Raw genomic sequence first — 26,760 nt, forward strand, 5'->3', positions numbered from 1 at the left:
ATGGGCCACCATGGGTTGCCATGGGGTCCGTCGAAGTTCTCATCGTCGACGACCAGGCGCCGTTCCGGGCCGTCGCGCGACGGCTGGTCGCTCTGGTCGCCGGATGGCGCGTGGTCGCCGAGGCGGAGTCCGGTGAGGCCGCCGTCGCCGAGGCCGCCCGCACCCGTCCCCACGTGATCGTGATGGACATCAACCTGCCCGGGATCAGCGGCATCGAGGCCACCCGGCGCATCCTGGCCGGGCAGCCCGGCGTCACGGTGGTGCTGGTGTCCACCTACGCGGCCGAAGACCTGCCGCCCGACGCCTACGACTGCGGGGCGGCCGGTTACATCCGCAAGGAGGACCTGACGCCCGCCCGGCTGAGGGCGCACCTCGCCGCCATGAGACCGCCCATGCCGTGGACGCCCGCTCCCGGCGGGGTCGACGACGAGCACAGGTAGACGCCCTCGATCGGGGTGCGCCAGGGCTGGAACGACAGGACCGGGCGGCCGAGGAACTGGAACAGGTCGGCCGCGCCGCCGCCGATGTCCCCGCCGACGTAGTTGGCGTCGTGGGCCTCCAGCGCCCGCGGGCCCATGACGTGGCGGGCCAGCACGACGTCCTTGAAACCCGGGGCGAAACGCTCGATCTGCGCCTCGATCGCCTGGGTCATGTCGCCGTCGTAGCCGTTCGGGACGTGACAGTACGCCCAGAGGGTGTGCTTGCCCTCGGGGGCGCGCGTGAGGTCGGGCGGCTGGACCAGCAGGACATAGGGCCGGTCGCTGACCTGCCCCCGGACAGCGGCCCGCTCACCGGCCGCGATCTCCTCCAGGGTGCCGCCCAGGTGGACCGTCCCGGCCTTCGCCACCTCGGGATCACGCCACGGGACCGGCCCGTCGAGGGCCCAGTCGACCTTGAAGACGCCGGGGCCGTAGCGGAACTTCAGAAGCTTCTTCGTGTACGAACCGGGCAGGTCCGCCATCTCCAGGAACTGGCGCGGGGTGACGTTGAGCAGGATCGTCTCGGCGTCGGGGAGTTCCTTCAGCGCGGTGACCCTGAAGTCTGAAACGGCTTCGCCGCCGAGTTCCCGCACCCGGGCCACCATCGCGTCGGCCATGACCTGCGAGCCGCCCTTCACGACCGGCCAGCCGACCAGGTGGGCCATCGCGGCCAGCATGACGCCGTAACCGGCGGAGATGGGGCTGTGCAGGTCGAGCATCGAGTGGGCGGACATCCCGGCCAGGGCGGCGCGGGCCCGGGGCTCGCGGAAGAGCAGCCGGGCGGCGGTCGTGGCGGGGAGGGCGGCGGTGAGGCCGTACCGGAGCAGGGAGAAAGGAGCCTTCGGGAAGCCGATGGGCGCGAGCAGGGAGTCGGCCAGCGGGAAGCCCGCTCGCGCGGTGGCGCCCACGGTCGCCAGATAGGCCGCGCCGTCGCGGCCCAGGCCCGCCGCGGTCCGCTCCGCCGAGCGGTGGATCAGCACGGCGGGGCCGTCGTCGAGCGGGTGGGCGGCCGGGATCTCCGGGTGGACGGCCTCGACGCCCATGCCGGGCAGGCGGTCCCGTAGCGCGGGGGAGGCCAGCGCGGTGGCGATCACGGTCGCGCAGATGTCGTGGGTGAAGCCGGGCAGGGTGAGCTCATCGCTGCTGCGGAGCCCGCCGCCGAAGGTCCCGGCCGCCTCCAGCAGGAGGACCTTCCGTCCCGACTCGGCCAGTTCCAGCGCGCCGGTCAGGCCGTTCGGCCCCGATCCGACGACGACGGCATCGAACTCAGGCATGTGGGATCTCCCCGCGGATCGTGGTGCCGGCGCCGAGCGCGGAGACGACGGTCAGGGTGCCGCCGATCGCGCCGAGCCGGTCGCGCATGTTGACGAAGCCGTGCCCCTCGCCTCCCGGTTCGAACCCGCCCCCGTCGTCGGCCACCGTGAAACGTAACGCCTGGTCATCGGCGGTGATCTCCACCTCGATGGCCGCCTCGGCCCCGGCGTGCTTCCCGGCGTTCTGGATCGCCTCCAGGCAGCAGAAGTACACCGCGGCCTCGGTCTCCTCGGAGAACCTCCGGGGCAGTTCGACCTCGACCACACACGGCAACGGCGACCTCCTGGCCGCCGAGCGCATCGCCTGGGCGAGGCCGTGGTTGCGCAGCAGCGGCGGATAGACGCCGTGGGCCAGCTCCCGGACGGCCGTGATGGTGCCCTGCACGTCCTCCCGCAGCTCGGACATCATCGTGCGGGCGACGGCGGGCTCGTCGGAGATGATCTCCCCGGCCAGGCTGAGCTTGACCGACAGGGCGACCAGGTGCTGCTGCGCGCCGTCGTGCAGGTCGCGCTCGATCGCGCGGCGGGCGGCGTCGGCGGCGGTCACGATGCGGAGCCTGGACGCCTGGAGTTCCTCGTTGCGGCGGCGCAGCTCGTCGAGGCTGGCCTGGAGCGCCGAGTCGAGCCGCATGTTGTGCAGGGCCAGGCCGACCTGGCGGGCGAGCTGCACGAGCACCTGGTCGTCGTTCTCGGAGAAGGGCGACGCGTCCTGCGGGCGGCGCACCACGATCATGCCGAGGAGCTCGCCCAGGTGGGCGGCCGGGGCGACGCGCACCAGGCCGCCGCTCTCCGGGAGCATGCCGGGCAGCCAGATGGCCAGCCACGACGGGCCGCCGATCCGGGTGCGGCCGACGATGACGCGTTCGCGGTCGTTCAGGGTGATGCGTTCCGGCGGCAGGTCGGGCACGCTGACCGTCCTTTGGAGGACGCCGTCGGAACCGACCCAGATCTCCGCGCCCGCCGGGGCCATCGCCGCCTTCAGCGACTCGGCGAGCTGGAGCAGGAGCTCGTCGAAGGGGACCGCACGGCTCATGCGGGCGCCGAAGGTGGCCAGGATCTCCTCCGGCGGGACGCCGCCCCGGCCGGTGATGGCGCGGGCGGTGTGGAGGAGGCGGTGGCGTACCGGAATGGCCAGGATCGCCACCACCAGCGCCGCGGCCATCGACGAGACCAGCAGATCGCGCTCGCTCTCCGCCGGAAGGCGGCCCAGCCCCAGCACCACCACGAGATAGACGCTCGCGATCAGCACCGCGAACCCGGCGACCACCACCGCCTCCAGCAGCGCCTTCTCCCCGACGTGCGCGGTCGGCGGCAGATGCCCGAACAGCGCGCCGACGGGCACGACCACCAGCGCCGCCACCAGCCAGGCCATCGGATTCCCCGGTACGCCCAGCAGCAGATACAGCCCCATGATCACGGCCCCCGCGGCGGCGGCGAGCAGCAGCGCGGCCCCCGTCCACTGCAGCGCGGCGCGCTGCCGGGGCGAGGCCGGCCCGCACCGGACCACGATCGCGATCGTCCCGGTCCCGGCCGCCACGACGGCGGCCGTGGCGTAACCGCCCGGCGACACCTCGAGCAGCGTCAGCGCGAGCCCGCCCAGCGCCCCCAGCCCGGTGATGATCCGTCGCGGCAGGCTGCGCAGGTCGCCGTCGGGCAGCGCGAGCGCGAACCCGAGCCACCCCGCGATGGCCAGCGGCACCGCCTGCGGCCAGAGCGCCGCCGCCCCCTGAAGGACCGCCACGACCCCGGCCCACCGGGCGACGGCGGGCCGCCCGGAGGCCAGGCACCCGGCGGCGGCGATCACCCACCCGGCCGCCACCACGGCACTCGCGGTGCCGGCGCCCAACGTCACCAGCGCGGCGACACCCCCGACCGTGGCGGTAAGGACGCGGTTCATGATCACTCCACTCGCAGGGGCCCGGCCGGCGGCCAGGCGGTGATCCGACCCGGCCGGACGACCGGAGTGGTGAGGACGTGGTGCGGGGGGATCGCGTCGCGCGCGGTCGCGATGGGGGTCATGTTGATCATTCCGATCTCAGCAGCAGCCCGGCCGGCAGCCGCGAGGCGGTCCGGCCCGGCCAGGCGGCCAGCAGGTTGGCGATCAGCAGGGTGAGGGGCCCGACCAGGAGCAGCGCCCAGCCCGCCACCGGTGGGACGTGGAGCAGGGGCGTGACGTCGGCGGTGACCCGCCAGACCACCCGCCCGGCGGCCAGGCCCAGCGGCACCCCGAACGCCAGCCCCGCCACGGCCAGCAGCGTCGCCTGGGTGACGACGATGAGGCGGGCCTGGACGCGGGTCAGGCCGATGGCCCGCAGGACGGCCAGTTCGTGCGCCCGCCGCCGGACCGCCGTGGCCAGGGCGTGGCCGACCGCGCCGACGCCGAGGATCGCCAGGAAGGCGGCCAGCGCGATCGGCAGCACGCGGTGCTCCTGGAGTTCGCCGAGCTGGAACGGCGGCCCGACCGGTTCGAGCGGCACGTCGGGTTCGCCGACCGCGGCGGCGATCCGGGTCCGCAGGGCGCCGGGGTCGGTGCCGGGGCGGGCCGAGATCAGGATCGCGTGGAGCTTGAACCCGTCGAACAGCGCGTCGTAGGTGGCGTCGGTGACCCAGCCGCCGGACGCGTAGGTGTTGTGGCTGGCCTCCGGCACGAACCCGATGCCGGTCACGGTCAGCGCGGCCGTGCGGGTGCCGGTGAGGGTGATCCGGTCGCCGACCCCGGCGCCGAGGGCGCGGGCGCTGTGCGGGGCCAGCATGACCTCTCCGGTCCGCTTCGGCAGGGCCCCCTCCATCGTCACCACCCGGATCCCGGTGGCCTCACGGGAGAACAGGGAGACGGCCGTGCCGCCCGAGACCGCCACGCCGAGGCGGGTGTCGGTCAGCCCGGTGACGTCGGGGTCGGCGGCGATGCTCCTGCGCCCGGCGTCGATCGCGTCCTGGGGGAGCGGGTCCTCTCCGCCGACGCCCAGGGGTAAGACGAACTGGTGGGTCTGGCCGAAGGCCTCCGGGTTGTGCCCCGTCTCCTCGACCCCGGCGGCGAACGTGAACGCCGCCAGCACCCCGAGCACGCCGGTGACCGCGCCCAGCAGCGCGGGCCTGACGGGCACCCCGTCGCGGCCCGGCTCCAGCGCGAACCGGGCCCCGATCGCGATCGGCACGGGCAGGCCGAGCCGGGCCATGCGGGACGGCCGCTGTGACCCCCGCAGTGACCCCCCCAGCGACCCCCGCCCGGTCATGAACGCGGCGAGCACACCCCAGCCGAACACGAACAGCGGCGCCGACACCATCCCCGGGATCAGCACGAGCGCGTCGAAATGCCGCCCCGGATCGGGCTCCCGGAGCCCGGCCGCCCCGAGCGGCATCAGCCCGGACGCGAGATAAGCGCCCAGCCCGCCCGACAGTGCCCCCGCGAGTGCGGCCAGTGCCGGAGCGACCGCCGCCGTCACGGCCGCCTGGCGCGGGGCCAGCCCGGCCGCCCGCAGCGGGCGCAGCGCCGCCGCCGAGGCCGCGACGGAGCGGCTCACCGACTGGCCGACCAGCACCAGCGCCGCCGCCAGCGCGGCCAGCCCGAACGTCAGCAGCACCGCCGCGCCGAACCGGACCACCTCACGGTCGTGGTCGGCGATGCGCGAGGACATGTCCCACATGTCGATGTCCTGCCGCCCGGTCACCCTGGCCAGCCCCTCCCGGAACCCGGCCGGGTCGCCTTTCAGCCGGACCAGGGCGTTGGCATAGGAGCCGCCGGGCATCTCGAGGTTGGCCCGATGGGCCGCCAGGAACCCGGGACCCGGGTGCAGGTAACCCGGATGGCCGACCTCGTCGCGGAACCAGTTCGACCGCACGACGCCCACCACCCGGACGGCCACCACGGGTCCCCGCGCCGCCGTCGTCATATCGGAGGCGAACTGCTCGGGCGCGTAGAGCCGCACGTCGACCACGTCACCCGGGTGGTGGCCGGTCGCGGCGGTGACGACCATCTCGTCGGGGGCGGCCGGATCCCACATGCGTCCCTCGAGGACGACGGGCCGCTCGACCGTCAGCCCATATTGGTCGTCGATCGCCGGGAACCAGCCGAGCCCGCGACCCCGGACCTCGAACGAGGTGATCAGGAAGGCGCCCAGCGCCTCGACCTGCGGCAGCGCCCTGACCGCCGCCCAGTCGAGACCGGGCATGTTGGGCAGCACGCCGTAGGTCGCCGGGGTCGACGCCGCCCACAGCCGGTCGACGGCCGAGTCGGCCCGCCGGGCCCCGGCCAGCGCCGTCAGCACGGTCGTCACGGCCAGTGCCACCAGCAGGGCCAGAGCGACCAGGGAACGCCCCCGATTGCGCAGCTCCAGCCTGATCCAGAGACCCGTCATCGCGCCGCCCTCACGACGCCGCCGGCCCGCAGCCGGGTCAGGAACGTGATCATCATTCGGCCCTCAGGGTGTCGGCGACCCGGAGCCGGGTCAGTGTGCGGCCCGGCCAGACGGCCAGCAGGGTCGCGGTCAGCAGGGCGATCGGGGCGGCCAGGACCAGGGCCCAGAACGCCACCGGCGGCTGGTAGTGGATCGGCCACAGGTCGGCCACCAGCCGCCACAGCGCCCGGCCGAGCGCGACGCCGAGCGGCACGCCGAAGACCAGCCCGGTGACGGCCAGCACCCCCGCCTGGGTGACCACGATCCGGCGGGCCTCGCGCGGAGTCAGCCCGAGCGCCCGCAGCACCGCCACCTCGTGGGAGCGACGGCGGACCGCCGTGGTCAGCACGTGGCCGATCGCGCCGACCGCCAGCAGCGCCAGGAACCCGGCCAGGGCGACCGGGAGGATGGCCAGCTGGGTGATCTCGGCCACCTCGGGAGGCGTCACGGCGGGCTGGGCGTACAGGCCCGCGGCGTCGAGGGCGGCGGGGTCGGTGCCGGGCCGCAGGCCGATCAGGATCGAGCGGAACTTGTAGCCGGTGCCGAAGAGCCGGGTGAAGCCCTCGTGGGTGACCGCGCCGCCCCGGTCGTAGGAGTTGTGCGCGCCGATCGTGGTGAACCCGATGCCGGTCACCGTGAAGGTGGCCGTGCCGGGCTCACCGGAGAGGGGGAGCCGGTCGCCCACTCGCACGCCCAGGTCCTGGGCGGTGCCGAGGGCCAGCATCATCTCGTCGGGGGCGCGCGGGGCCCGTCCGTCCAGGGTGATCAGCGGCAGGTCGCCCGTGGTGTGCAGGGCCACGCGGGTCTCGCCGTTTCCGTGGGGAAGGTTCACCGCGGAAGCCGCGGCCGGACTGCGGCCGTCCGCGTCCCGCGTCTCCGCGACGGCGGTCCGGTCGTCGGTCAGCCCGGTCACCCCCGGGCTCTTCCGCAGTGCGGCGAGCACCGGGGCGGGGTCGGCGGCCTCACCGTTGGCGCCGAGGTAGATCTCCGCCTGGTGGGTCTGGCCGAACCGCTCCGGATGCGTTCCGGCGTCGGTGACCCCGGCGAGGAAGGTGAACGCCGCCAGCACGCCCAGCACCCCGACCACCGAGCCGAGCAGCGCGGGCCTGGTGGGGACGGCCGGTCCGCGTTCCAGCGCGAACCGGGCGCCGGTCACGACGGCGGGTGGCAGATCGGCCCGCGCGGCGGCGGTCGCGACCACGCTGGGCCTGGCCACCCGGACCCCGCGGGGCGACAGCGTCAGCCAGGCCGAGAAGGCCGCCGCCAGTCCGGCCGCCACGACCGTCAGCAGTGCGCCGGGGGCGAGCACCGGCCAGTCGGCGTCCAGGCCGGGGGCGGGCTCGATGAGCGCGGCGGTGCCGATGGGCAGCAGCGGTGAGAGGGCGATCGCCGCCGCCACCCCGAGCAGCGCCCCGGCGGTCGCCGCGAGCGACGGCCCGGCCGTCGCGGCCAGCACGCCCTGGGCGCGGGTCAGGCCGAGTGGCCGCAGCACCGCCAGCGCGGCGGCCGAGGCGGCGGCGTGGCGGGAGATCGTCTGCCCGATGAGCACCGCCGACGCGGCGAGGATCGCCATCCCGAACGCCAGCAGCGACCACGCCTCGAACCGGATCAGCTCCTGCTGGTGGTCGATGAAGCGGTTCATGTCCCAGACGTCGATGTCGGTCCGCCCGGTCGCCTCCGCCAGTTCCCTCGTGAACTGCGGCAGCGAGGCCCGCAGCCGGACCATCGCGTTGTAGTTGGCCAGGTCCCGCCCCCCGGCGACGCTGTGCTCGTGGGCCCGGAAGAACGCGGGGGAGGGGAAGACGTCCCCGGCCCGCGTCTCCAGCGAGTCGGAGAACCAGCCCGACCGGATGATCGCGGTGATCCGGACCACCAGGCGGGGCCCGGTCGCGGTGATCGTCTCCCGGATGGTCGGGTCGGTGATGCCGCGGTCGACCTCTTCCGGGGTGAACAGGCGCATGGTGACGGTGGCGCCGACGCCCTTGTCCCAGGTCTCGGCGAACCCCGAGGTCACGGCCGCCTCGTCGGCGGCCGTCGGCAGCCGGCCCTCCAGGACCACCGGCTTCTCGATGGTGTTCCAGATCTGGTCGTCGGCGGGTGGCGGCTTGGCGCCCATCAGCCCGGGCGGGTCCTCGAAGAACCACTGGCCGGTGACCGGGAAGGTCGCCAGCGCCTCCACCGACGGCAGCGCGCGGATCTTCGCCCAGTCGAACCCCGGCCGGTTGGGCAGCACCATCGCCTCCGCCGGCAGGGTGATCGCCAGCATCCGGTCGCCCGCGCTTCCTCCTCGCCTGGCCCCGGCCACCGCCGCCAGGACGGCGGCCAGCGCGATCGCGACGAGCAGGGCGAGTGCCGTCAGCGCCCGCCAGCGGGAGCGGGTCTCCAGCCGGAGCCAGTGGCCGGTCACCATTCGGTCCGCAGGACGTGGCCGACCCGGACGCGGGTGGAGGCGTGCGCCGGCCAGACCGCGAGCAGGACGGCGGCCAGCAGCGTGACCGGGCCGATCAGCAGCAGCGCCATCAGCGCCAGCGGCGGTTGGTAGAAGAACGGCATCGTGTCGGCGACGATCCTCCAGAGCACCCGGCCGAGAAGGAAACCGAGAGGCACCCCGAGCGCCACCCCGGTCAGCGCCAGGATGCTCGCCTGGGTGATCACCACCCAGCGCCCCTGACGGCGGGTCATACCGCAGGCCCGCAGCACCGCCATGTCGTGCTTGCGGCGGCGGATCGCGGTGACCAGGGCGTGTGCGACCGCGCCGAGCGCCAGCAGGCCGAGGAAGGCGCCCAGGGCGATCGGCAGCACCTCCACGCCGCGCATCTGGTCGAGTTGCTCCGGCGGGTCGGGCGGGCCGACGCCCCCGCCGGTGGGGAATCCGCTGTTGATCCGGGCCATGACGGCCGACGGGTCGGCGGCGCCGGTCACCGAGACCAGGCCGAGCAGGAACTTGAACGTCCCCGGCGGGAACAGCCGGTCATAACCGGCATGGCCGACCACGCCACCCTCGTCGTAGTCGTTGTGCGGCCCGGCCGGAACGAAACCGACGCCGGAGACGCGGAAGGTCTGCCGCCCGAGCGGCCCGGTCAGGATGAGGTCGTCGCCGACGTCCGCGCCGATCCGGTCGGCGGTGGAGACGGCCAGCATGACCTCCCGGTCGCTTTCCGGAGCCGCGCCCTCGGTGAGGACCGGCCGCCAGGGCCTGTCGTGGGAGCGGATTCCCCACAGGGTCACCGAGACCGGCCCGGCCTGCGCCACTCCGACCGTGGCCGAACTCGCCGTGTCCACCTGAGGGTCGGCCGCGATGGCGGCGATGACGGCCGCCGGGTCCCCGAAGGACTGGCCGCCCAGGCCCAGGAAGGCGGTGAGCTGGAAGTTCTGGCCGTATCTCTCGGGGTTGGTGCCGGCGTCCTGTACGCCGCTGGAGAACATGAACGCCGCCGTCACGCCGAGCACCCCGACGACCGCGCTCAGCAGGGCGGGCCGCACCGGCAGCGCGTCGGCGCCCCGGCCGCGCTCCAGCGCGAACCTGATCCCCACCACGACCGGCACCGGCAGACCGGCCCGCGCGGCCGTGGCGACCAGAGGCGACGGGTTCCCCGGACGCCCGGACGCGCCCGGCCGCAGGGCGATCCACGCCGATCCCGCCGCCCCGGCCACGACCAGCAGCACCGTCAGCGCGGCGCCCGCGCCGAGCGCCGGCCAGTCGGCGTCGAACCCCGGGGAGGGCTCGACACCGGCCGCCGCGCCCATGGGCATCAGGCGGGAGGCGAGGACGGCCCCGGCGACCCCGATGACCGCGCCACCGGCGGCGGACAGCAGCGGAAGGCTCACGGCGGTCCACACCGCCTGGCGCGGGGTCATCCCGACGGCCCGGAGGGTGCGCAGCGCTCCCGCGGCCGCCGCTGTGTACCGCGCCAGGGCCTGGCCGATCAGCACCACCGCCACGACGAACGCCGCCAGGCCGAACGCCAGCAGGCAGGCCGCCTCGAAGGCGATCAGCTGGTCCGTGTGGCGGCCTCGTTCGGCTTCGTCCCACATGTCGATGTCGGTGCGGCCGGTCACTTTCGCGAAGCTCTCCTTGAACGCCGCGATCCCGCTCTCGCCGTCACGCAGCCGCACGAACCCGTTCACGTAGCCGTCGCGTGCCACGCCCAGGAAGGTGTCCGGATAGCGCCGGACCAGTTCGGGGCTGGGCAGCACCCCACCTTCACCCGATCCGGACTTGTCGAGGAACCAGGGGGTCCGGAACACCCCGACGATCGTGGCCCGGACCCGCGGGCCGGTGTAGGGCACCTCCCCCGAGGAGGGCGTCGTCTCCTCGGGGGTGCCCAGCCGCAACGTGATCCGGTCGCCGACGCCCCGCCCGAAACGCTCGGCGAACATGGGCGAGACCATGACCTCGTCGATCCGGCTCCGGTCGAACACGCGTCCGTCGAGGAGCACCGGTATCTCCAGGGCGCTGAAGATCCCGTCGTCGCCGGGGGCGAAGGTGGACGCCAGCGGGGCATCCGGGTCCTCCACCGAGAAGGCGGGCAGGACGAACGTGGTGACCGCCTCCACCTCGGGCATCGCCCTGACCCGCTCCCAGTCGAAGCCGCCCTGGTTGGGCAGCACCGTGAGCGTCGCCGGCCTGGTGACCGCCTCCAGCCGTTCGTAGGCCGACAGCCCCCGCCGTGCCCCCGCGACGGCGGTCAGCACGGTCGCCAGCGCGAACGCGATCAACAGCGCCAGCACCACCGCCGAGCGCCCCCGGCGGCGCCACTCCAGGCGCAGCCACACGGTGGTCACGGCGCTGGTCACGGCGCCGGTCATGTCGGCTCGATCCGCCCGTCCCGCATCCGGATCGACCGCGACGCCCCGGCCGCGACCTCGGCGGCGTGGGTCACCATGATGATCGTCTGACCGTCTTCGTGCAGCCGCCGGAACAACTCCAGCACCTCCAGGCCGCCCTCGCTGTCGAGCGCCCCGGTCGGCTCGTCGGCCAGCAGCAGGCTCGGCTGGTTGACCAGCGCCCGCGCGATGGCCAGCCGCTGCCGCTGGCCTCCGGACAGCACGGCCGGCACCTGCTGCAACCGGTCACCCAGACCCAGCAGGTCGAGCAGGTCGCGGGCGCGCGCCTCGGCGGCCCGCCGCTTCATCCCGCCCAGCACGCCCGGCAGCACCAGGTTGTCGAGCGCGGACACGCCGTCGAGCAGGTTGAAGAACTGGAACACGAACCCGATGTGGTGGCGGCGGAACTTGGCCAGCCAGTCTTCGTCGCGGCCGTCGACGCGTTCCCCGGCGACCTCGATGGTGCCGTCGTCGACGCCGTCGAGCCCGGCGATGACGTTCAGCAGGGTCGACTTGCCGCAGCCCGAAGGCCCCATGACGGCCACGAACTCGCCCTGGGCGACGTCGAAGTCGACGCCCCGGAGCGCGCGGACGGGAGCGAGTTCGGCTTCGAAGGTCCGGCGGGCGCCCCGCACCCGGACGGCGGTGTCGCCGGGAATCTCGGTGGGCATCAGTGTTCCTCCGGGAGGTGGAAGGCGGTGACGGGGGTGGACCGGCCCTTGACGAGGCGCGGTCCGAGGGGGATCCAGGGCGGCCCGGCGGGCAGCGCGTCCAAAGTGCTGGCGGCGGCGACGGTGCCGGAAGGCCGGGCCAGGTCCTGCATCCGCGCCGCCAGGTTCACCGTGTCGCCGACCAGCGTGTATTCGACCCGTTCCTCGCTGCCGAGCAGCGCGGCGGCGACCTCGCCCGTGCACAGCCCGATGCCGAGCGTGAACGGCGTCCTCCACTCGGTGTTGAGCAGCCGTTGGCGGGCGTGCATCTGGCGGGCCGCCGCGATCCCCGAGGCGGCGTGGCCGGGGCGCGGGTCGGGGGCGCCGAAGACGGCCATCACGGCGTCGCCGACGTACTGCATCACGGTGCCGCCCTCGCGGAGGATGGCCGCGTTCATGGCCCGCCGGTGGGAGTTGAGCTGCCCGGCCAGCACGGCCGGGTCGGTGTGCTCGGCGATGGCCGAATATCCGCGCACGTCGCTCATCAGCACGGTCACCGTGAGCCGTTCGGTGCGGTCGAACCGGTCGGCCAGCAGCTTGTCGGCCAGCCCGCTGGGCAACAGGCGGGAGAGGCGCTCGCCCTGCTCGTCGCGGCGCAGGATGGCGGTGTGCAGCATCCGCAGGCGCTTCAGCGCGCCCTGCCGCCCGGCGGAGGCACCCCGCGCCAGCTTGAGGAACAACTGCTCGACGAGCGCGTTCACCTTCTCCGGGCTGTCGCCGGCCGCCGCCGCGATGGCCTTCACCGACCGCCCCTCGGCGACCTGCCGCAGCAGGGCCTCCTCGGCCGGCGTCAGCTCCGGCGACCGCGCCGGTGACAGAAGATCCTGGACGATCTGGGGATCGATCATCGACCCGCCCGCGGCCACCTCACGAATGGCCCGGCCGAGTAATCGCGCGTCCGCGATCCGGTCCTTCAGCAGGTACGCGTACCCGTCGGCCCCCTCGGACAGGAGCTTCACCGCGTAGTCGGGGTCGTCGTACTGGCTCAGCACCACGACGCCGGTGCCCGGGAGGCGCCCTCGAACCTCCCGGGCGGCGTCGATGCCCTCGTCCTGGAAGGTCGGCGGCATCCGGATGTCGGTGACGAGCACCTGCGGCCGCAGTTCCTCGGCACGCGCGACGAGCTCGTCGTAGTCGGCGGCCACGCCGACCACCTCCAGGGCGGGATCCCCGGCCAGCAGCGCGCGCACGCCCTCGCGGACGATCAGGTTGTCGTCGGCGAGTAACACGGTGATGCGGTCCACGCCGCAAATGTCCCCCCTGACGGCGGGCCCGGTACAGAGGGTTAGCCCTCCTGCACCCCGATGGACACCTCCCTGTGGACGAACCCAGCGGATTTCTACCGTCGAAAGCATGCGTGCAGAGACACAGGCGACATCCCTGTCCTGGATCCCGTCCGAGGCGGTCAAGGGGTACACCCGGCCGATGTTCGACGCGGGGATCTCCCACTACGACGACCCACCCCCCGGACGCGTCGACGACCTGGAGGCGCTGCGCCGCGCCGATCGGTTCCGGTTCGCCAATGTCCTTCGCGTCTGGGCCGATTTCGGCGACGATGGCCGGGTGCTCGCCCACGGCGCCGGAGGAGGCGGAGTGATGGGCTCCACCACAGTCCGCTTAGGCCCGCTCGGCCTCACCCTGGCCGCCATCAGCCTGCCGGACCTGCGCACCGAGACCGTGGGAGACGGCTTCGTCACCGTCACCCAGTCGGCCGGCGGCCGCACGTCGATCCCGTTCCCGCGCGCCACCGCCGGGATCCCGCGCTGGCGCTCCCCGCTGGTGTGGACGACGATCGCGGTCACCGTACGCGCCGACGGCACCTCTGACGTCACGCTGTCGGGTGCCAGCCCGTTCCCCCGGCACTGGGTCTACGACGCGTCCGGCCTGCTGATCCTCAAAGCGGGCGTGACCGACTTCAAGGCCTGGGCCGCCCAGCGCGCCACCCCCTGGGGCGCCGAGGACTCCCCGGTCGTCGTCACGGCCGCCGAGACCGCCCTCGAACGCGAGCTGTCCCGGCTGATCATGCGGGGGACGCGCAAGCCGGTCGTACGGGAACTGAAGGAAGGCGACGCCCTGGTGCGCCAGGGCGAGCCCGGAGCATCGCTGTTCCTGCTCCTCGACGGCGTCGTCACGGTCGACGTCGACGGCCGCGAACTGGGCCGGGTCGGTCCGGGCGCGGTGCTGGGGGAGCGGGCCCTGCTGGAGAACGGCCACCGCACCGCCACGCTGACCGCGCTCACCCCCATCAGGGTGGCCGAGGCCGGCGCCGACATCATCGACCGGGCCGCCCTGGAACACCTGGCCCAGGGCCACCGCCGCGAGGAGTTCGCGTGAAACTGCACTTCCTGGGGGTACGCGGGTCGACGCCCGCTCCCGGCGCCGAGTTCACCCGGTGGGGCGGCCACACCTCGTGTGTGGCGGTCCTCCCCGACGGCCTGTCGGCGCCGCCCCTGGTCCTCGACGCGGGGACCGGGATCAGGAACCTGGCCCCGGCGCCCTTCCGGGGGGTGATCGCCCTGTCGCACCTGCACTGGGACCACGTGCAGGGCCTGCCGTTCAGCCGGGCGGTCGACCACCCGGAGGCCTCGCTGGAGTTGGTCGTGCCCGGCCCGGAGCCCCTGGAGCTGCTCACCCGGGCGTTCTCGCCGCCGCACTTCCCGATCGAGCCGCAGGGTCTGCGCGGAGCCGTGTCGGTGACGTCTTCCGGCGGGAGCCGTAACGAAGAATCTTTTGTCCTGAGACAGGCCGAAGTGACCCACAAGGGGGGGATCACGGTCGGGACGCGGGTCGAGTGCGACGGCGTCGCGGTCGTGTACCTGCCCGACCACGCGCCGCAGCTCGGCTCTTCAGCGGCCGAGGAGCTGTGCCGGGGCGCCGACCTCATCGTGCACGACGGGCAGTTCCTGCCCGAGGAGCAGGCGCTGGCCGACGACTACGGGCACGCGACCATCACCGACGCCGTGGCGTTCGCGGAGCGGTGCGGGGTGGCCCGGCTGCTGCTGACGCACCACGCGCCGAACCGCACCGACGACCAGCTCGACGCCGTCGCCAAGGAGTGGCCGGACGTGGTGTTCGCGCGCGAGGGCGACACCGTGACCGTCTGAGCCCCGACGACCAGCCGGGGCCCCGACGGGTCAGACGATCTTGTGGCCCTGCTCGTTCTCGTAGGCCGTGAGCTGTTGCTCCAGCGCCTTCATCAGCTCGAAGACCTGGGCCGGGGGAATCCGGACCCGGCTCGTGATCCGGGTCGGGACGCTGATGTACTGCTGACCGTCTCCGGCGTCGGCCAGCCCCGGCGGGCGGGTGATCACCGCGAAGTCGAGCACGAACCCATCCTGGGTATGCCAGACAGAGGCGAAGTTGGCGTACTGCCCCGCCTCCACTTCAGGCGTGATGCTGACTTCTAGACGGCTCTCGGGCTCGTTGGTCAAATCCTCATCCCTCCGGGTCGCCTCCATGGTGCCCTGTCTGAGGACCGTTCCCGCGTCCGACACGTCCTGTTTATTTGAGGATTGACGGGAGCGGCTGCGCGCCGCGCGTCGCCAGCATCTCTTTCATCAGGTCGATCTCCGCGGTCTGTCCGTCGACGATGTGCTGGGCCAGGGTGCGCACTTCCGAGCGTTCGGCCAGCTCAAGTGCGCCCTTGGCCATTTCGACGCCGCCCTCGTGGTGGCGGATCATCAGTTGCAGGAACAGCACCTCGGACGCCGGGCCCTTCGCGTCGGCGAGTTGCTTCATCTCGTCGGCGGTGGCCATTCCGGGCATCACGCCCGGCGTCACCGCCCCGGCGGTGTGGCCGTGACCGGCCATCCACGTCATCGGTTTCACTCTGGAGGCCTGCGACAGGTCCCACTGCTGCAGCCAGCCGATGAACATTCCACGCTGCGCCGACTGGGTCGTGATGATGTCGTAGGCCAGCGTGCGGACCCCGTCGTCGGTGCTCTCGTCGCGCACCGCGAACGCCATCTCGACCGCCTGCGCGTGGTGAACCCCCATGTCACGGGCGAAACCGGCCTCGGGCGACAGGTCGCCGGGGGCGCCAGGGCGGGTCAGATTGACCAGCAGCAGCACGACCGCGACGACCACGACGAGGGCCGCGGCGACCGGGAGCAGGAGGGAACGGGGGTTCTTCATCGCCCTCAGATTACTTCGCGTCGGGACGTGGTGGGCCAAACGGCTATCTATACCCACTATTCTCCTTGTCCATATGTGACCGCGTGATGGAGGGTCGATGACCAAGGAGAAATCGCAGGCACGGCGTGATCGCGTCGCCCAGATGCGGGCGGAGCAGCGGGCCAAGGAACGGCGAGCCGCGGTCGTCATGTGGGGCATCGGTGGCTTGGTCATCCTGCTTCTGGTCGGAAGCGTCGCGTTCTACATCGTCCGCCAGGAGATGGACAAGTCGGAGGCCGAGAAGGTCGCGACCGCCGCTCAAGAGGCGATGCTGCCGAAGGTCAAGAACTACGAGTACAAGGGCGCGGGCCACGTCCAGACCCAGGTCGCCTACAAGGAGGTTCCGCCGGTCGGCGGCGAGCACAACCCGACCTGGCAGACCTGTGGCATCTACGACCAGCCGATCAACAGCGAGAACGCGGTCCACTCGATGGAGCACGGCGCTGTGTGGATCACCTACCAGCCCGACCTGCCGGCCGCCGAGGTCGACAAGCTGAAGGCGCTGGCGGGCGAGCCCTACATGGTGCTCAGCCCCTACCCCAACCTCCCGTCGAAGATCGTCGCGTCGTCCTGGAACCACCAGATCCAGATCGACAGCGCGTCGTCCCCCGACCTGAGCGCGTTCATCCTCAAGTTCCGCCAGGGCGAGGACACCCCCGAACTCGGCGCGAGCTGCGACGGCGGCCAGACCGGTTCGGCCGCCGACGCCCCGCTGCCGCCGGCCGGTTCGGTCCCGGCCCCGGCGCCGACGGGCTCGCCCATGGGCAGCGACACGCCCGCCCAGTAACAACTGATTTGTCATCCGGAACGGCCCGTGCGCCCATTTGGCCACGGGCCGTCCCATGTCGATAGGCTCTGCGGGCGATGTCAGGGATTGAGGCCGGGATGCAGAACACCCCCGTTGCGGAGGACCCGGGTCCGCCGCAGCCGCCCCAGGCGACCAGGGGCGCCACGATCGCCCTCAGTGCGGCGCTGGTCTTCGTTGTGATCATGTCCGGCGTGCTGGCCACGGTCGCGGTGCTGATGACCAACAACCAGGACTCCCCGCCGCTGACCCAGCCGGTTCTGGTCAAGCTGGCCGTGCCCATCCACTTCGCGCCCGTCGAGACGCACGGCGCCGCCCCCTGCCAGCCCGAGACCGAGGCCGTCATCGACGACGCCGGCACGACCTGCTACCAGCTCGAACCCGGTGTGACCCTGACGTCGGTGCAGAAGATCGAGACCTTCACCGAGTCCGACGGGACCTACTCGATCAGGCTCGTGCTCGCCCCCGACAACCGCGCCCAGATCGAGGGCCTGACCCGCGACACGGTCAAGCGCCTACTCGCCATCGTGGTCGGCGACAAGGTGGTGTCCACCCCGAGGGTGGCCCAGGAGGTCACCCAAGACAGCCTGAGCATCGTCGGCGGCTTCACCAAGGACGAGGCCGACGCCCTGCTGGCCCGCCTGAAGGGCACCGGCGCCCCGCCCGCGCCACCGGCGGCCCAGCCCACCGGCGACCCCGACGCGACCCAGCCGGGAGTGGACCAGCCCGCCGTCACCGACCCGGCCCAGCCGCCCGCCGGGGCGACCACGCCGCCCGAGGGCGGCGCGCAGGCGACGTCGAAGCGCTACGCGACCTGCGCGGAGGCCTTCGCGGCGAGCGCGGGTCCCTACACCAAGGGCGTCCACCCCGAATACGAGTGGTACATCGACGTGAACAACGACGGCATCGCCTGCGACCGCGGCGACATCTCCTGATTTCGGTTCTGTACGACTAGACGGCGCGGTCCGGCGGATCGCCGGGTCCGCGCGACGGGCAGTCTGATGGTGCTCGCCGGGTTCGCCGGTTGGGCGGCCTGATCGCGCGCCCGTCGTGCGGGGCCGGCCGGTTTCCGTTGGGGAAACCGGCCGTTGTGGCGGGCCTTATGCGAGAGCCGTGAGCGCGATGTCGTCCGGCCGGATCGGGACCCTGGACAGCGGCAGCCCCGTCGCCGCCCGGACCGCCGCCGCGATGGCCGGGGTCGACGACAGCGTCGGCGGCTCGCCGGCGCCCCGCAGGCCGTAGGGCGCGTGCGGGTCGGCGTTCTCCAGGATCGACAGCTTCATGGGCGGCATGTCGAGGATGGTGGGGATCAGGTAGTCGGTGAACGACGGGTTGAGCACCTTGCCGTCCCGTACCTGGATCTCCTCCATCAGCGCCAGCCCGAGTCCCTGCGCCGTCCCGCCGTGGATCTGCCCTTCGAGGGCGAGCGGGTTGAGGATCTTCCCGACGTCCTGCACCGCGGCCAGTTCGACGACCTTCACCAGGCCGAGTTCCACGTCGACGTCCACCACCGCCCGGTGCACGCACAGCGCGAGCTGGGTGTGCGAGTCGCCCTGCCCGGTGAGCGGGTCCATCGGATAGGTCTTGCGGTGCCGGTATTCGCGGGTCTCCTCGACCGCCCCCTCTTCGGCCAGCACCTCGACGAGGCTGCGCCCGTCAGCCATCAGCAGGTCGAGCCGCTCGCGCACCGCGATGCTCGCGGCGCGGACCGCGCCTCCGGTCACATATGACTGGCGCGACGCCGACGACGATCCGGCCGACCCGACCGTGGTGTCCGCGGGCACGATGGTGACCTGGTCGATGCCGAGCTCGGTCTGGGCGATCTGGGTCTTGACCATGATGAGGCCCTGCCCGACCTCGGCCGCCGCCGTGTGCACGAGCACGTGCGGCTCGTCGCCGAGCAGCTCCACCCGCACCCGGGCGGTCGAGTAGTCGTCGAACCCCTCGGAGAAGCAGATGTTCTTGATCCCGACGCCGTAGCCGACGCCCCGGCGGACCCCCTCACCGTGGGTGGTCTGACCCAGCGCGCCCGGGAGCTCCCGCAGGTCCGGTGACGACGGGTCGGGCATCGGCATCGCGGCGAGCTCGATCAGCATCTCCGCGAGCGGCGCCGGGGTGTCGATCACCTGGCCGGTGGCCAGCAGCGACCCCTGGGACACCGCGTTGCGGACGCGGATCTCGACCGGCGAGAGCCCGCAGGCCTCGGCCAGCCGGTCCATCTGCGACTCGTAGGCGTAGCAGGCCTGGACCGCGCCGAACCCGCGCATCGCCCCGCAGGGCGGATTGTTGGTGTATGTCCCGTAGGCATCGATCTCGACGTTCGGCACCTCGTAGGGCCCGACGCCGAGCGAGGCGGCGTTCCCGACGACGGCGGGCGAGCTCGACGTGTACGCGCCCCCGTCGAGCACGATCTCCGCCTTGACGTAGACGATCTTCCCGTCGCGGGTGGCGCCGTGTTCGTAGCGCATCCAGGCCGGGTGGCGGTGCACGTGCCCGAAGAACGACTCCTCGCGGCCGTAGACGAACTTGACCGGCTTGCCGGTCCGCAGCGCCAGCATCGAGGCGTGGATCTGCATCGACAGGTCCTCGCGCGCGCCGAACGCGCCGCCGACGCCCGCCAGCGTGAGCCGGACCTTGTCCTTCGGCAGGTTCAGGCAGGGCGCGATCTGGTCCTGGTCGACGTGCAGCCACTGGGTGGCGACGAAGAGGTCGACGCCGCCGTCCTCGGCCGGGACCGCCAGGCCCGACTCGGGGCCGAGGAAGGCCTGGTCCTGCATGCCGACCTCGTATTCGCCCGTGACGACCACGTCGGCGGTGAAGGTCGACCCGACGCGGACGGGCTGGTGACGCACCAGGTTCCCGTGCACGCTCGCCGGGGGGATCGTGAGGTCGAAGGCGGCCTTGCGCGGGTCGGTGACGGCCTCGCGGACCTCGTACACGACCTCGATCAGGTCGGCGGCCCGCCGGGCCGTCTCGGGATGGTCGGCGGCCACCAGCGCGACCGGTTCTCCCTGGTAGCGGACCTGGTCGATGGCGAGGACCGGCTGGTCCTTGTGCTCCAGGCCGTAGAACTTCTCACCCGGCACGTCCTCGTGGGTCAGCACCGCGAACACCCCCGGCACCTTGAGGGCGGGGCCGATGTCGATGGACCTGATCCAGGCCGACGGATGCGGGCTGCGCAGCGTGGCGCCCCAGAGCATGCCGTCGAGCCACAGGTCGGACGAGTAGGCGAACTCTCCGGTGACCTTCAACGTGCCGTCGGGGCGGAGCAGGCTCTGCCCGATTCCCTGGGACCGTCCGGTGGCGATGCTCATAACCGTCCAGTAGACCAACCTTTTGTTTCCGGTCCTATCGGCTCCCCGATGAAACGCCGGAGCCGGAGGGGGCGTCGATTGTAGATTCATCCAAATAAGGTGGTCTTGTGCTGATAAGTGAGCTGCTGGCCCATGAGACGCTGCGGCTCATCCTCCTGACCGGCGAACCGGTGGGCACGATCACCGGCGTCGTCGTCACCGACCTGCCCAAACCCGGCCGCTACCTGAACGGCGGCGAGCTGGTCCTGACCGGCCTGATGTGGCGCCACCGTCCGGCCGATTCCGCGGTCTTCGTCGACTATCTGGTCCAGGCCGGCGTCACCGCCCTCGCCGCCGGAGACGCCCGGCTGGGGCACGTGCCCGACGATCTCGTGGACGCCTGCCGCGACCGGGGCCTGACCCTCCTGGAAGTGCCGATCGAGGTGTCGTTCGGCGCGATCATCGACGTCGTCGACCGGCGGGTGGCCGGCGAACAGCGGCTGGCCCTCGGACGCCACCGGCGCATCTTCACCGCCGTGGCCGAGGGAGCGGGCCTCCCCGAGCTGTTCGAGATGGCCCGCGACGAGCTCGGCGTGACCGGCGGCGTGGTCGCCGCGACCGGCAGGGTGATCGCCGGAGAGGTCTCCGACCCCTCCCGGATGGCCGCCGAGTTCCTCCGCGCCGTCCGGCTGCCCCACGTGACCGCCGACCCCTGCACGATCTTCACCGTCGACCGCAGCCACCGCGTCGCGGGCTGGGCCCTGGTCCTGGACGGCGACGTGAACCCCGAGATCGGCTACGAACTGGCCTCGTGCGTGGCGCTCGAACGCACCCGCGCGGAAGAGGGCCGCCGCGTCGAACGGCGACTGCTGGAACAGCTCATCGGCCTGGCCGGAAGTGCGGACCTGCCGGAACTGTCGGCCCGCATGCGCACGTGCGGCCTCGACGTCGCGGCCCCCTACGCGATCGTCGCCGCCACCGCCCTGCGGACCGGCGCCTCCGCCGGCCCCGACGCCGCCACCCTGGGCGGACTCGTGCTGGAGGAGATGCTCGACCGCTCGGTCGTCGCGGTCGCCGCCGCGGACGCCGGTCTGGCGCTGGTCCCGCTGCACGATTCCGCCGAGGCGCTGTCGGGCCTGCTCAAAGCACGTCTCGCCTCGCTGGCCGCACCAGGGATCCGGCTCTCGTTCGGCGTCAGCGCCGCCCTCACCGGTCCCGGCGCGATCCGGGGCGGCATCGAGGAGGCCGGGTACGCCCGCCGCATGGCCGATGCCCGCGACGGCGGCCTCGTGACCAGCGACGAGATCTACACCCACGCATTGTTGCTGGCTACGGTGCCCGGCGACATCCGCAGGGGCTTCGCCTCACGCCTGCTCGACCCGCTGTTCGGCTACGACCGCAAGCACCAGGCCGACCTGGTCCGGACCCTGTCGACCTTCCTCGACTGTGCAGGATCGTGGAACGTTTGCGCCGAGCGGTTGCACGTGCACGTGAACACGGTGCGTTATCGGATCAAGCGCGTGGAAGAGCTGACCGGCAAGAACCTCACGACGATGGCCGACCGCGTGGATTTGTATTTGGCGCTCCGGGCATCCTGACCAGCTGATTTCTCGCGGGTACGGCCGCTTCTGGCGCTGTCACGCTTGGTGAGACCCTTGATCGAATACTTCCGCGGCCGAGGGCATTCGTGATCGGCGCGAATAGCCGACGTGTTTTCGGCGCGCGTGGCGTGGACGCCGTCAACCGAAATCGACGGGCGGCCCAGCACCTCGTTCATACGGCCGGATGCGATACGCCGATTTTCGGCCAGGCCCTGGAGACGCCGACCGCGATATATTCGGTGGGCATTCTTTTCGAATGATTTCGTCGGCTCTTCGCATTAATGTTAATTCGGGGTGGCGGCCATTCTCGGGAGCGGAATTCAATGGCAGTGCGGGATGAAAGATTCACCTGCGATGTGGCATTGGGGATCGCCGCATTCTCCTCTGATCGCGATGAGCTCCGGTCCGGCCGGGAACCCGTTTCCGGGGCGGCCGGTGCGGTCGGCGCGGCTCCGGAACGATCTGGACAGAACGGTCTTCGTGGGCGATTTCTCGCGTGGGCCCGGCGGCTTTCATGTGCACGTGCATCTGTGCCGTTCGGGGCTCGTGGGGCAGGACGTGATCGTGAGGTCGGCGGCCTGCCGCTCTCCGGGCGACTGCGGACATGGCGGGCGGCCATCGTGACCGTCTTCGGCGAGATGTCCGGGATTGTTCTGCCTGCTCGCGGCTATTGGAGGTGGCTTCACTGGCGCGCCGGTCGCCGAGTTGCCCGGACTCCGATGCCGGACTTCAGCCGGCGGCCTTCCGCCGGTGCGCGCGGGGATTACCGCCTGGCCCTATCCACCGTCCGTATCGGGAAGGGAACGGAAAGTGAAAACGGGTGGTGAAACGAAAAAGAATCGCGGCACTGGTGCGTGCCGCGATTCTGGGTCGTGCTGTGGCCGGGGACCCGGCCCCGGTGCCTGGGGCTGGTGGGGGAGGCTCACATGGGGTTCACGCTAGGAAATTTCCCTTGACTTTCCTGACTCACGTAACGAGTCAGCAGCATTCCAGGCTGTAAGGGCGCAGCGGGGACGAAGTGGCGCTTGCGGCCGTAACATTGATCCCTGCGGCGGTGATTGTCGCAACAAGGGTCGTGAAGGCGATCATGATCAGGCGGCGTCGCACGGTGGGGCTCCCGTCGGGTTAAGAGGTCCTTCATCTTTCAGGGGGTGCTGGTGACCGGTCAAGATCTAGTGGGTCAGCGCATCAAGACCATCCGCCGACAGCGGGGGCTCTCTCAAGCGCAGCTCGCACATCCTGAGCTGTCCGACAGCTATGTTTCCCTAATTGAGAGCGGTAAGCGTACTCCTACTCCGGCAGTTCTGGAGCTCCTGGCTCAGAAACTCGACTGTTCGCTGACTTATCTGGTCAATGGAGTAACCGCCGAGCAGATGGATGAGATCGAAGTCGGGCTGCGATTCGCCCGCCTCGCTCTGGAGAATGGCGAGGCCCAAGAGGCCCGCCGCCGCTACACCGAGCTACTGACCGACACCAGCCTCACCGGTCTGGCCCAGCTCCGCCAGGAAGCCGAATACGGCTGCGCCCTGGCGACCGAGGCGTGCGGCGACCGGGCCGAGGCGATCCGGCTCCTGAAGGGCCTGCGCGCCGACACCGAGCGGCCCATGACGGTCGAGTGGCAGGTGGCCGTCGCGGTCGCGCTCTGCCGCTGCCACCGCGACGAGGGCGAACTCGGCGAGGCCGTCCGCGTCGGCGAGGCGCTGCTCGGCGGCACCTCCCGCCCCGCCTGGACCGACGCCCTGATCGAGCTCGGCTCGACCCTGCTCTCGGTCTACCGCACCCGCGGCGACCTGCTGCGCGCCCGCAACTTCGCGTCGGAGCTGCTGTCGGCCGCCGAACTGCTCGGCACCCCCCGCGCCCTCGTGGCCGCGTCGTGGAACGCCGCGTTCGTCGCCCAGGAGACCGGCAGGGGCGAAGAAGGCATGAGCCTGCTGGAGCGGGCCATGGCCATCCAGTCCGAGAACGGCGGCGACCCCCGCAACCTGGCCCGCCTCCGGGTGGCCTACGCGACCATGATCGTGCGCACCCGCGCGACCGACGTCGAGGCCGGGCGCGACCTGCTGCTGCGGGCGCTGCGCGAGCTCGGCGAATCGTCGGCCTCCGTGCTCGACAAGGCCCGTTGCAACATCGAGCTGGCCCGTGCCGAGCTGGCCCTCGGCCGCCCCCGGGAGGCCGTTCAGCACGCCCGCACCGCCGACGACATGCTGCGCGAGTCGAAGGGCGAACACTGGGCCGACGCGAACCTCGTCCAGGGGCAGGCGCTGCTGGTGCTCCACGAAGACGAGGAGGCCGCCGCCGCCCTGGGCAACGCCTCCGAGTCCTTCGACCCGGCCCCGATGCGCCGCCGCGCCCAGAACTGGATGACCGTCGCCGAGGCCTACGACCGCCTCCACGACCACGACCAGAGCATCATCGCCGCCCAGAAGGCCCTCGCCTGCGTCGGTCTGTGACACCACGGTAGGAATCGATGGCGAGGACCAGAATCGGGTCCTCGCCACCGGAAAAGGGCCTTTCTGCTCCCCGGAGGGCCTCACGGTGAGACCACGGCCTCGCGTCGGTAGCCTTAGGGCGCCATGAAGAGTTCACCGATCGTCGCCGTTCTGGCCGTCGTCGCGGCGCTTCTTTTTCCCTCCGCGCCGGCCGCCGCGCACACCTCTCTGCGCGGGAGCGATCCTGCGGAGAACACCCAGGTCGCCGTGCTGTCCAAGGTGACGCTCGAGTTCAGCGAATCGGTCCGGTTCCCGGCCATCGTGCTGACCGGGCCCGACGGCGAGCGCTACGAGAACGGCAAGCCGCGCGTGGAGGGCCGCAGGGTGCTTCAAGACGTCGGTCCGGCGGCGGCGCTGCCTCCGGGGAAGTACACGATCGCCTATCGGGTCGTCTCCAAGGACGGGCACCCCGTCGAAGGGGAGATCCCGTTCGCCTACGCCCCGGTGGACGCCCAGCCGTCGATCACCCAGCAGGCCGCCGTCCAGGCCGCGCCGGCCGAACCGTCGAAGGCGCCGGAGCTGGCTGAGGACAAGCAGATTCCTGCGTGGATTTGGGTGGTTATCTTCGGTATCGCCGGTATCGGGATCGGCATGGCCTTCAGTATGCGTAAGAAGCCATAATGGCCGGATTGTCCGATGGGAAGGCCGCCCGGATGAACAGGACCGTCCGGCTCGCGATCGCGGGCGGGTGCGCCGCCGCCGGGGCGCTGGTGGTCGGCATGGTGGCGGGCGGCGCGGCCACGCCGCGGGTCATCCCGGGGCTGCCCGACGAGGGCACGCTCACCCGGTGGATGGTGCCGGTCTCCAAGCTCGGCATGGACGTCGCGGGGCTGCTCACCGTCGGGCTCCTGCTGATGGCGGCCGCGCTGCTGCCCTCCGACAAGGGGCTGCTGGGCAAGACCGCCCTCGGCTACGTCAAAGCGGCCAGCTGGGCCTCGCTGATCTGGGCCGGGGCCGCCGCGCTCAACCTGGTCTTCGGCCTGTCGCAGTCGCTCGGCCAGCCGGTCGACGTCGTGCTCGACGGCAACCAGCTGACCAGCTACGCCGGGCAGACCCCGCAGGGCATCGCGCTGACGCTCGTCGTGCTGTTCTCGGTGTCGATCGCGCTGTTCGCCCGGGGCGCCATCACCGTCGGCGCGGCCGGTGGGCTGCTGGTGTTCGCGCTGGGCACGCTGCTGCCGCCCGCGCTCACGGGACACTCGTCCAGTTCGCCCAACCACGGCCTGGCCACCACGTCGGTCGCCTTCCACCTGCTGTTCCTGGCCTTGTGGGTCGGCGGGCTCGGGCTGCTCTGCTACCACGCGCTGCGCGGCCACGACCGGCTCTCGCTCGCCGCCGACCGGTTCTCCCGCATGGCGTTCTGGTGTTTCGTCGGGGTCGGTCTGTCGGGGCTGGCGTCCGTTGCGGCCCGGATCACGTCGATCACCGTTCTCTTCACCTCCGCGTACGGGCTGATCCTGCTCCTCAAGATCGTCGCCTACTTCGTGCTGGGCGGCATCGGCTGGTGGCACCGCAAGCGCACGCTGCCCGATCTGGCCGCCGGCCGGGCGATGGCGTTCGTCAAGCTCGTCCTCGGCGAGATCATGCTGATGGCCGGGACGGTCGGCATCGCCGTCGCGCTCGCGCAGACCGCGCCGCCGCCCCCGGACAACCTGCCCACCGACCGGGCGTTCGACCTGCTCGGCTATGTCATGCCGCCGCAGATCTCGTTCACGAACCTGCTCACGCTCTGGTGGTTCGATCTCTTCTTCGCCGTGATCGCCGCCGTCCTCGGGGGTCTGTACGCCGCGGGGGTCGTCCGCCTCGTCCGTCGCGGTGACAAGTGGCCCGTCGGGCGGTCGATCGCGTGGGGTCTCGGGGTCCTGATCCTCGTCCTGACCACCCAGACAGGCGTCGCCCGCTACGCGCCGGTGCTGTTCAGCGTCCACATGACCGAACACATGATCCTGTCGATGCTGGTGCCGATCTTCCTGGTGCTCGGCGCCCCGGTGACGCTGGCGCTCCGGGCTCTGAAGCCGGCCGTCCGGCGGGGCGACCGGGGGCCGCGCGAGTGGATCACCGTCATCCTGCACAGCCGGGTCGCCAAGTTCGTCGCCCACCCGGCGATCGCGACGGCGCTGTTCGTCGTGTCGACGTACGCGCTCTATTTCACCCCGCTGTTCGCCTCGGCCATGGAGGAGCACCTCGGGCACATCGCCATGTCGCTGCACTTCCTGCTGACCGGGACGCTGTTCTTCTGGGTGATCGTCGGGGTCGACCCGGCGCCGAACAAGCTGCCCTACTTCGGCCGGCTGCTCCTGCTGTTCGTGACGATGCCCTTCCACGCGTTCTTCGCCATGGCGATCATGAGCATGGGCAGCGTCCTGGCCGCCGACTGGTATGACCAGCTCGGCCGGACCTGGGGGGCATCGTCGCTGTCCGACCAGAACACCGGTGGCGCCATCGCCTGGGGCTTCGGCGAGATCCCCACGCTGATCGTGCTGATCGCGCTGGCCATCCAGTGGTGGCGGGCCGACGAGCGGATCGCGAAGCGGCAGGACCGCAAGGCCGACCTGATCGCGGCCCGGACGGGCGGCTCCGGGGACAACGAGCTCGATGAATACAACGACTATCTGGCGAAGCTCAACAAGCGCGATCAAAAGCGGTAAAGGCTTCTCAGCCCGCGTTTCCGGGCAT

The 26,760-nt window shown here is 71.9% G+C and carries 19 protein-coding genes; 9 read left to right on the forward strand and 10 right to left on the reverse strand.

Annotated features, from left to right (window positions below):
* The first annotated feature begins 20 nt into the window (after positions 1 to 20).
* On the forward strand, positions 21 to 440 hold the full coding sequence (locus tag AW272_RS40640) for a response regulator (RefSeq protein WP_157518585.1): 420 nt from the start codon (positions 21 to 23) through the stop codon (positions 438 to 440).
* Here AW272_RS40640 and AW272_RS16965 read toward each other — a convergent pair.
* The 7 genes from AW272_RS16965 to AW272_RS16995 form a co-directional block, all read right to left on the reverse strand.
* Positions 326 to 1,753 (reverse strand): phytoene desaturase family protein, encoded by a 1,428-nt coding sequence (locus AW272_RS16965; RefSeq protein WP_066365730.1) that lies wholly within the window; start codon positions 1,751 to 1,753, stop codon positions 326 to 328. The genes AW272_RS40640 and AW272_RS16965 overlap by 115 nt on opposite strands.
* Positions 1,746 to 3,689, reverse strand: coding sequence for a GAF domain-containing sensor histidine kinase (locus AW272_RS16970; protein ID WP_157518586.1), 1,944 nt, complete (start codon positions 3,687 to 3,689; stop codon positions 1,746 to 1,748). The genes AW272_RS16965 and AW272_RS16970 overlap by 8 nt, the downstream gene beginning before the upstream one ends.
* Positions 3,690 to 3,816: 127 nt before the next feature.
* A complete protein-coding gene (locus AW272_RS45585) occupies positions 3,817 to 6,147 on the reverse strand; it encodes an ABC transporter permease (RefSeq protein WP_066365734.1) in 2,331 nt (776 codons plus the stop codon).
* A gap of 52 nt (positions 6,148 to 6,199) precedes the next feature.
* The gene (locus AW272_RS16980; protein WP_157518587.1) at positions 6,200 to 8,593 is read right to left on the reverse strand and encodes an ABC transporter permease; all 2,394 of its coding nucleotides are present in this window, start codon (positions 8,591 to 8,593) and stop codon (positions 6,200 to 6,202) included.
* The gene (locus AW272_RS16985) at positions 8,590 to 10,995 is read right to left on the reverse strand and encodes an ABC transporter permease (RefSeq protein WP_066365739.1); all 2,406 of its coding nucleotides are present in this window, start codon (positions 10,993 to 10,995) and stop codon (positions 8,590 to 8,592) included. Before AW272_RS16985 ends, AW272_RS16980 begins: the two co-directional genes overlap by 4 nt.
* Positions 10,992 to 11,684, reverse strand: a complete 693-nt coding sequence (locus tag AW272_RS16990; protein ID WP_066365741.1) for an ABC transporter ATP-binding protein — start codon at positions 11,682 to 11,684, stop codon at positions 10,992 to 10,994. Before AW272_RS16990 ends, AW272_RS16985 begins: the two co-directional genes overlap by 4 nt.
* Entirely contained in the window at positions 11,684 to 12,967 is a 1,284-nt protein-coding gene (locus AW272_RS16995; protein WP_066365743.1) for an adenylate/guanylate cyclase domain-containing protein, read from the reverse strand. Before AW272_RS16995 ends, AW272_RS16990 begins: the two co-directional genes overlap by 1 nt.
* 109 nt (positions 12,968 to 13,076) lie before the next feature.
* Between AW272_RS16995 and AW272_RS17000 the strand changes: the two genes are divergently transcribed.
* Together AW272_RS17000 and AW272_RS17005 are read left to right on the forward strand one after the other, a co-directional pair.
* Entirely contained in the window at positions 13,077 to 14,057 is a 981-nt protein-coding gene (locus AW272_RS17000) for a cyclic nucleotide-binding domain-containing protein (protein WP_066365745.1), read from the forward strand.
* Complete coding sequence (locus tag AW272_RS17005) at positions 14,054 to 14,827, forward strand: MBL fold metallo-hydrolase (RefSeq protein WP_066365749.1); 774 nt, start codon at positions 14,054 to 14,056, stop codon at positions 14,825 to 14,827. The genes AW272_RS17000 and AW272_RS17005 overlap by 4 nt, the downstream gene beginning before the upstream one ends.
* 30 nt (positions 14,828 to 14,857) lie before the next feature.
* On the opposite strand, the gene AW272_RS17010 is transcribed toward AW272_RS17005, so the two are convergent.
* Together AW272_RS17010 and AW272_RS17015 are read right to left on the reverse strand one after the other, a co-directional pair.
* A complete protein-coding gene (locus AW272_RS17010; protein ID WP_066365988.1) occupies positions 14,858 to 15,154 on the reverse strand; it encodes a DUF3467 domain-containing protein in 297 nt (98 codons plus the stop codon).
* Between the two features lie 70 nt (positions 15,155 to 15,224).
* A complete protein-coding gene (locus tag AW272_RS17015) occupies positions 15,225 to 15,857 on the reverse strand; it encodes a DUF305 domain-containing protein (protein WP_066365751.1) in 633 nt (210 codons plus the stop codon).
* Positions 15,858 to 15,954: 97 nt separating this feature from the next.
* Between AW272_RS17015 and AW272_RS17020 the strand changes: the two genes are divergently transcribed.
* Together AW272_RS17020 and AW272_RS17025 are read left to right on the forward strand one after the other, a co-directional pair.
* A complete protein-coding gene (locus AW272_RS17020; protein ID WP_066365753.1) occupies positions 15,955 to 16,683 on the forward strand; it encodes a thioredoxin-like domain-containing protein in 729 nt (242 codons plus the stop codon).
* 77 nt (positions 16,684 to 16,760) lie between these two features.
* A complete protein-coding gene (locus AW272_RS17025; RefSeq protein WP_083958386.1) occupies positions 16,761 to 17,636 on the forward strand; it encodes an excalibur calcium-binding domain-containing protein in 876 nt (291 codons plus the stop codon).
* Positions 17,637 to 17,801: 165 nt separating this feature from the next.
* Here AW272_RS17025 and AW272_RS17030 read toward each other — a convergent pair whose 3' ends face one another.
* Positions 17,802 to 20,015 carry a xanthine dehydrogenase family protein molybdopterin-binding subunit gene (locus AW272_RS17030; protein ID WP_066365758.1) on the reverse strand — a complete coding sequence of 738 codons (2,214 nt, stop codon included), beginning with the start codon at positions 20,013 to 20,015 and terminating at the stop codon, positions 17,802 to 17,804.
* 107 nt (positions 20,016 to 20,122) lie between these two features.
* Here AW272_RS17030 and AW272_RS17035 point away from each other — a divergent pair, with 107 nt between their 5' ends.
* The 4 genes from AW272_RS17035 (at position 20,123) to AW272_RS17050 (ending at position 26,732) form a co-directional block, all read left to right on the forward strand.
* Positions 20,123 to 21,592: a PucR family transcriptional regulator gene (locus tag AW272_RS17035; protein ID WP_066365760.1), complete on the forward strand. Its 1,470-nt coding sequence runs from the start codon at positions 20,123 to 20,125 to the stop codon at positions 21,590 to 21,592.
* Positions 21,593 to 22,770: 1,178 nt separating this feature from the next.
* Positions 22,771 to 24,045, forward strand: a complete 1,275-nt coding sequence (locus tag AW272_RS17040) for a helix-turn-helix domain-containing protein (RefSeq protein WP_245657602.1) — start codon at positions 22,771 to 22,773, stop codon at positions 24,043 to 24,045.
* Between the two features lie 123 nt (positions 24,046 to 24,168).
* On the forward strand, positions 24,169 to 24,705 hold the full coding sequence (locus AW272_RS17045) for a copper resistance CopC family protein (protein WP_066365766.1): 537 nt from the start codon (positions 24,169 to 24,171) through the stop codon (positions 24,703 to 24,705).
* A gap of 8 nt (positions 24,706 to 24,713) precedes the next feature.
* On the forward strand, positions 24,714 to 26,732 hold the full coding sequence (locus AW272_RS17050) for a bifunctional copper resistance protein CopD/cytochrome c oxidase assembly protein (RefSeq protein ID WP_439649148.1): 2,019 nt from the start codon (positions 24,714 to 24,716) through the stop codon (positions 26,730 to 26,732).
* The last annotated feature ends 28 nt before the right edge of the window (positions 26,733 to 26,760 follow it).

The organism is Herbidospora mongoliensis (genome assembly GCF_001570545.1).
GTDB lineage: Bacteria > Actinomycetota > Actinomycetes > Streptosporangiales > Streptosporangiaceae > Herbidospora > Herbidospora mongoliensis.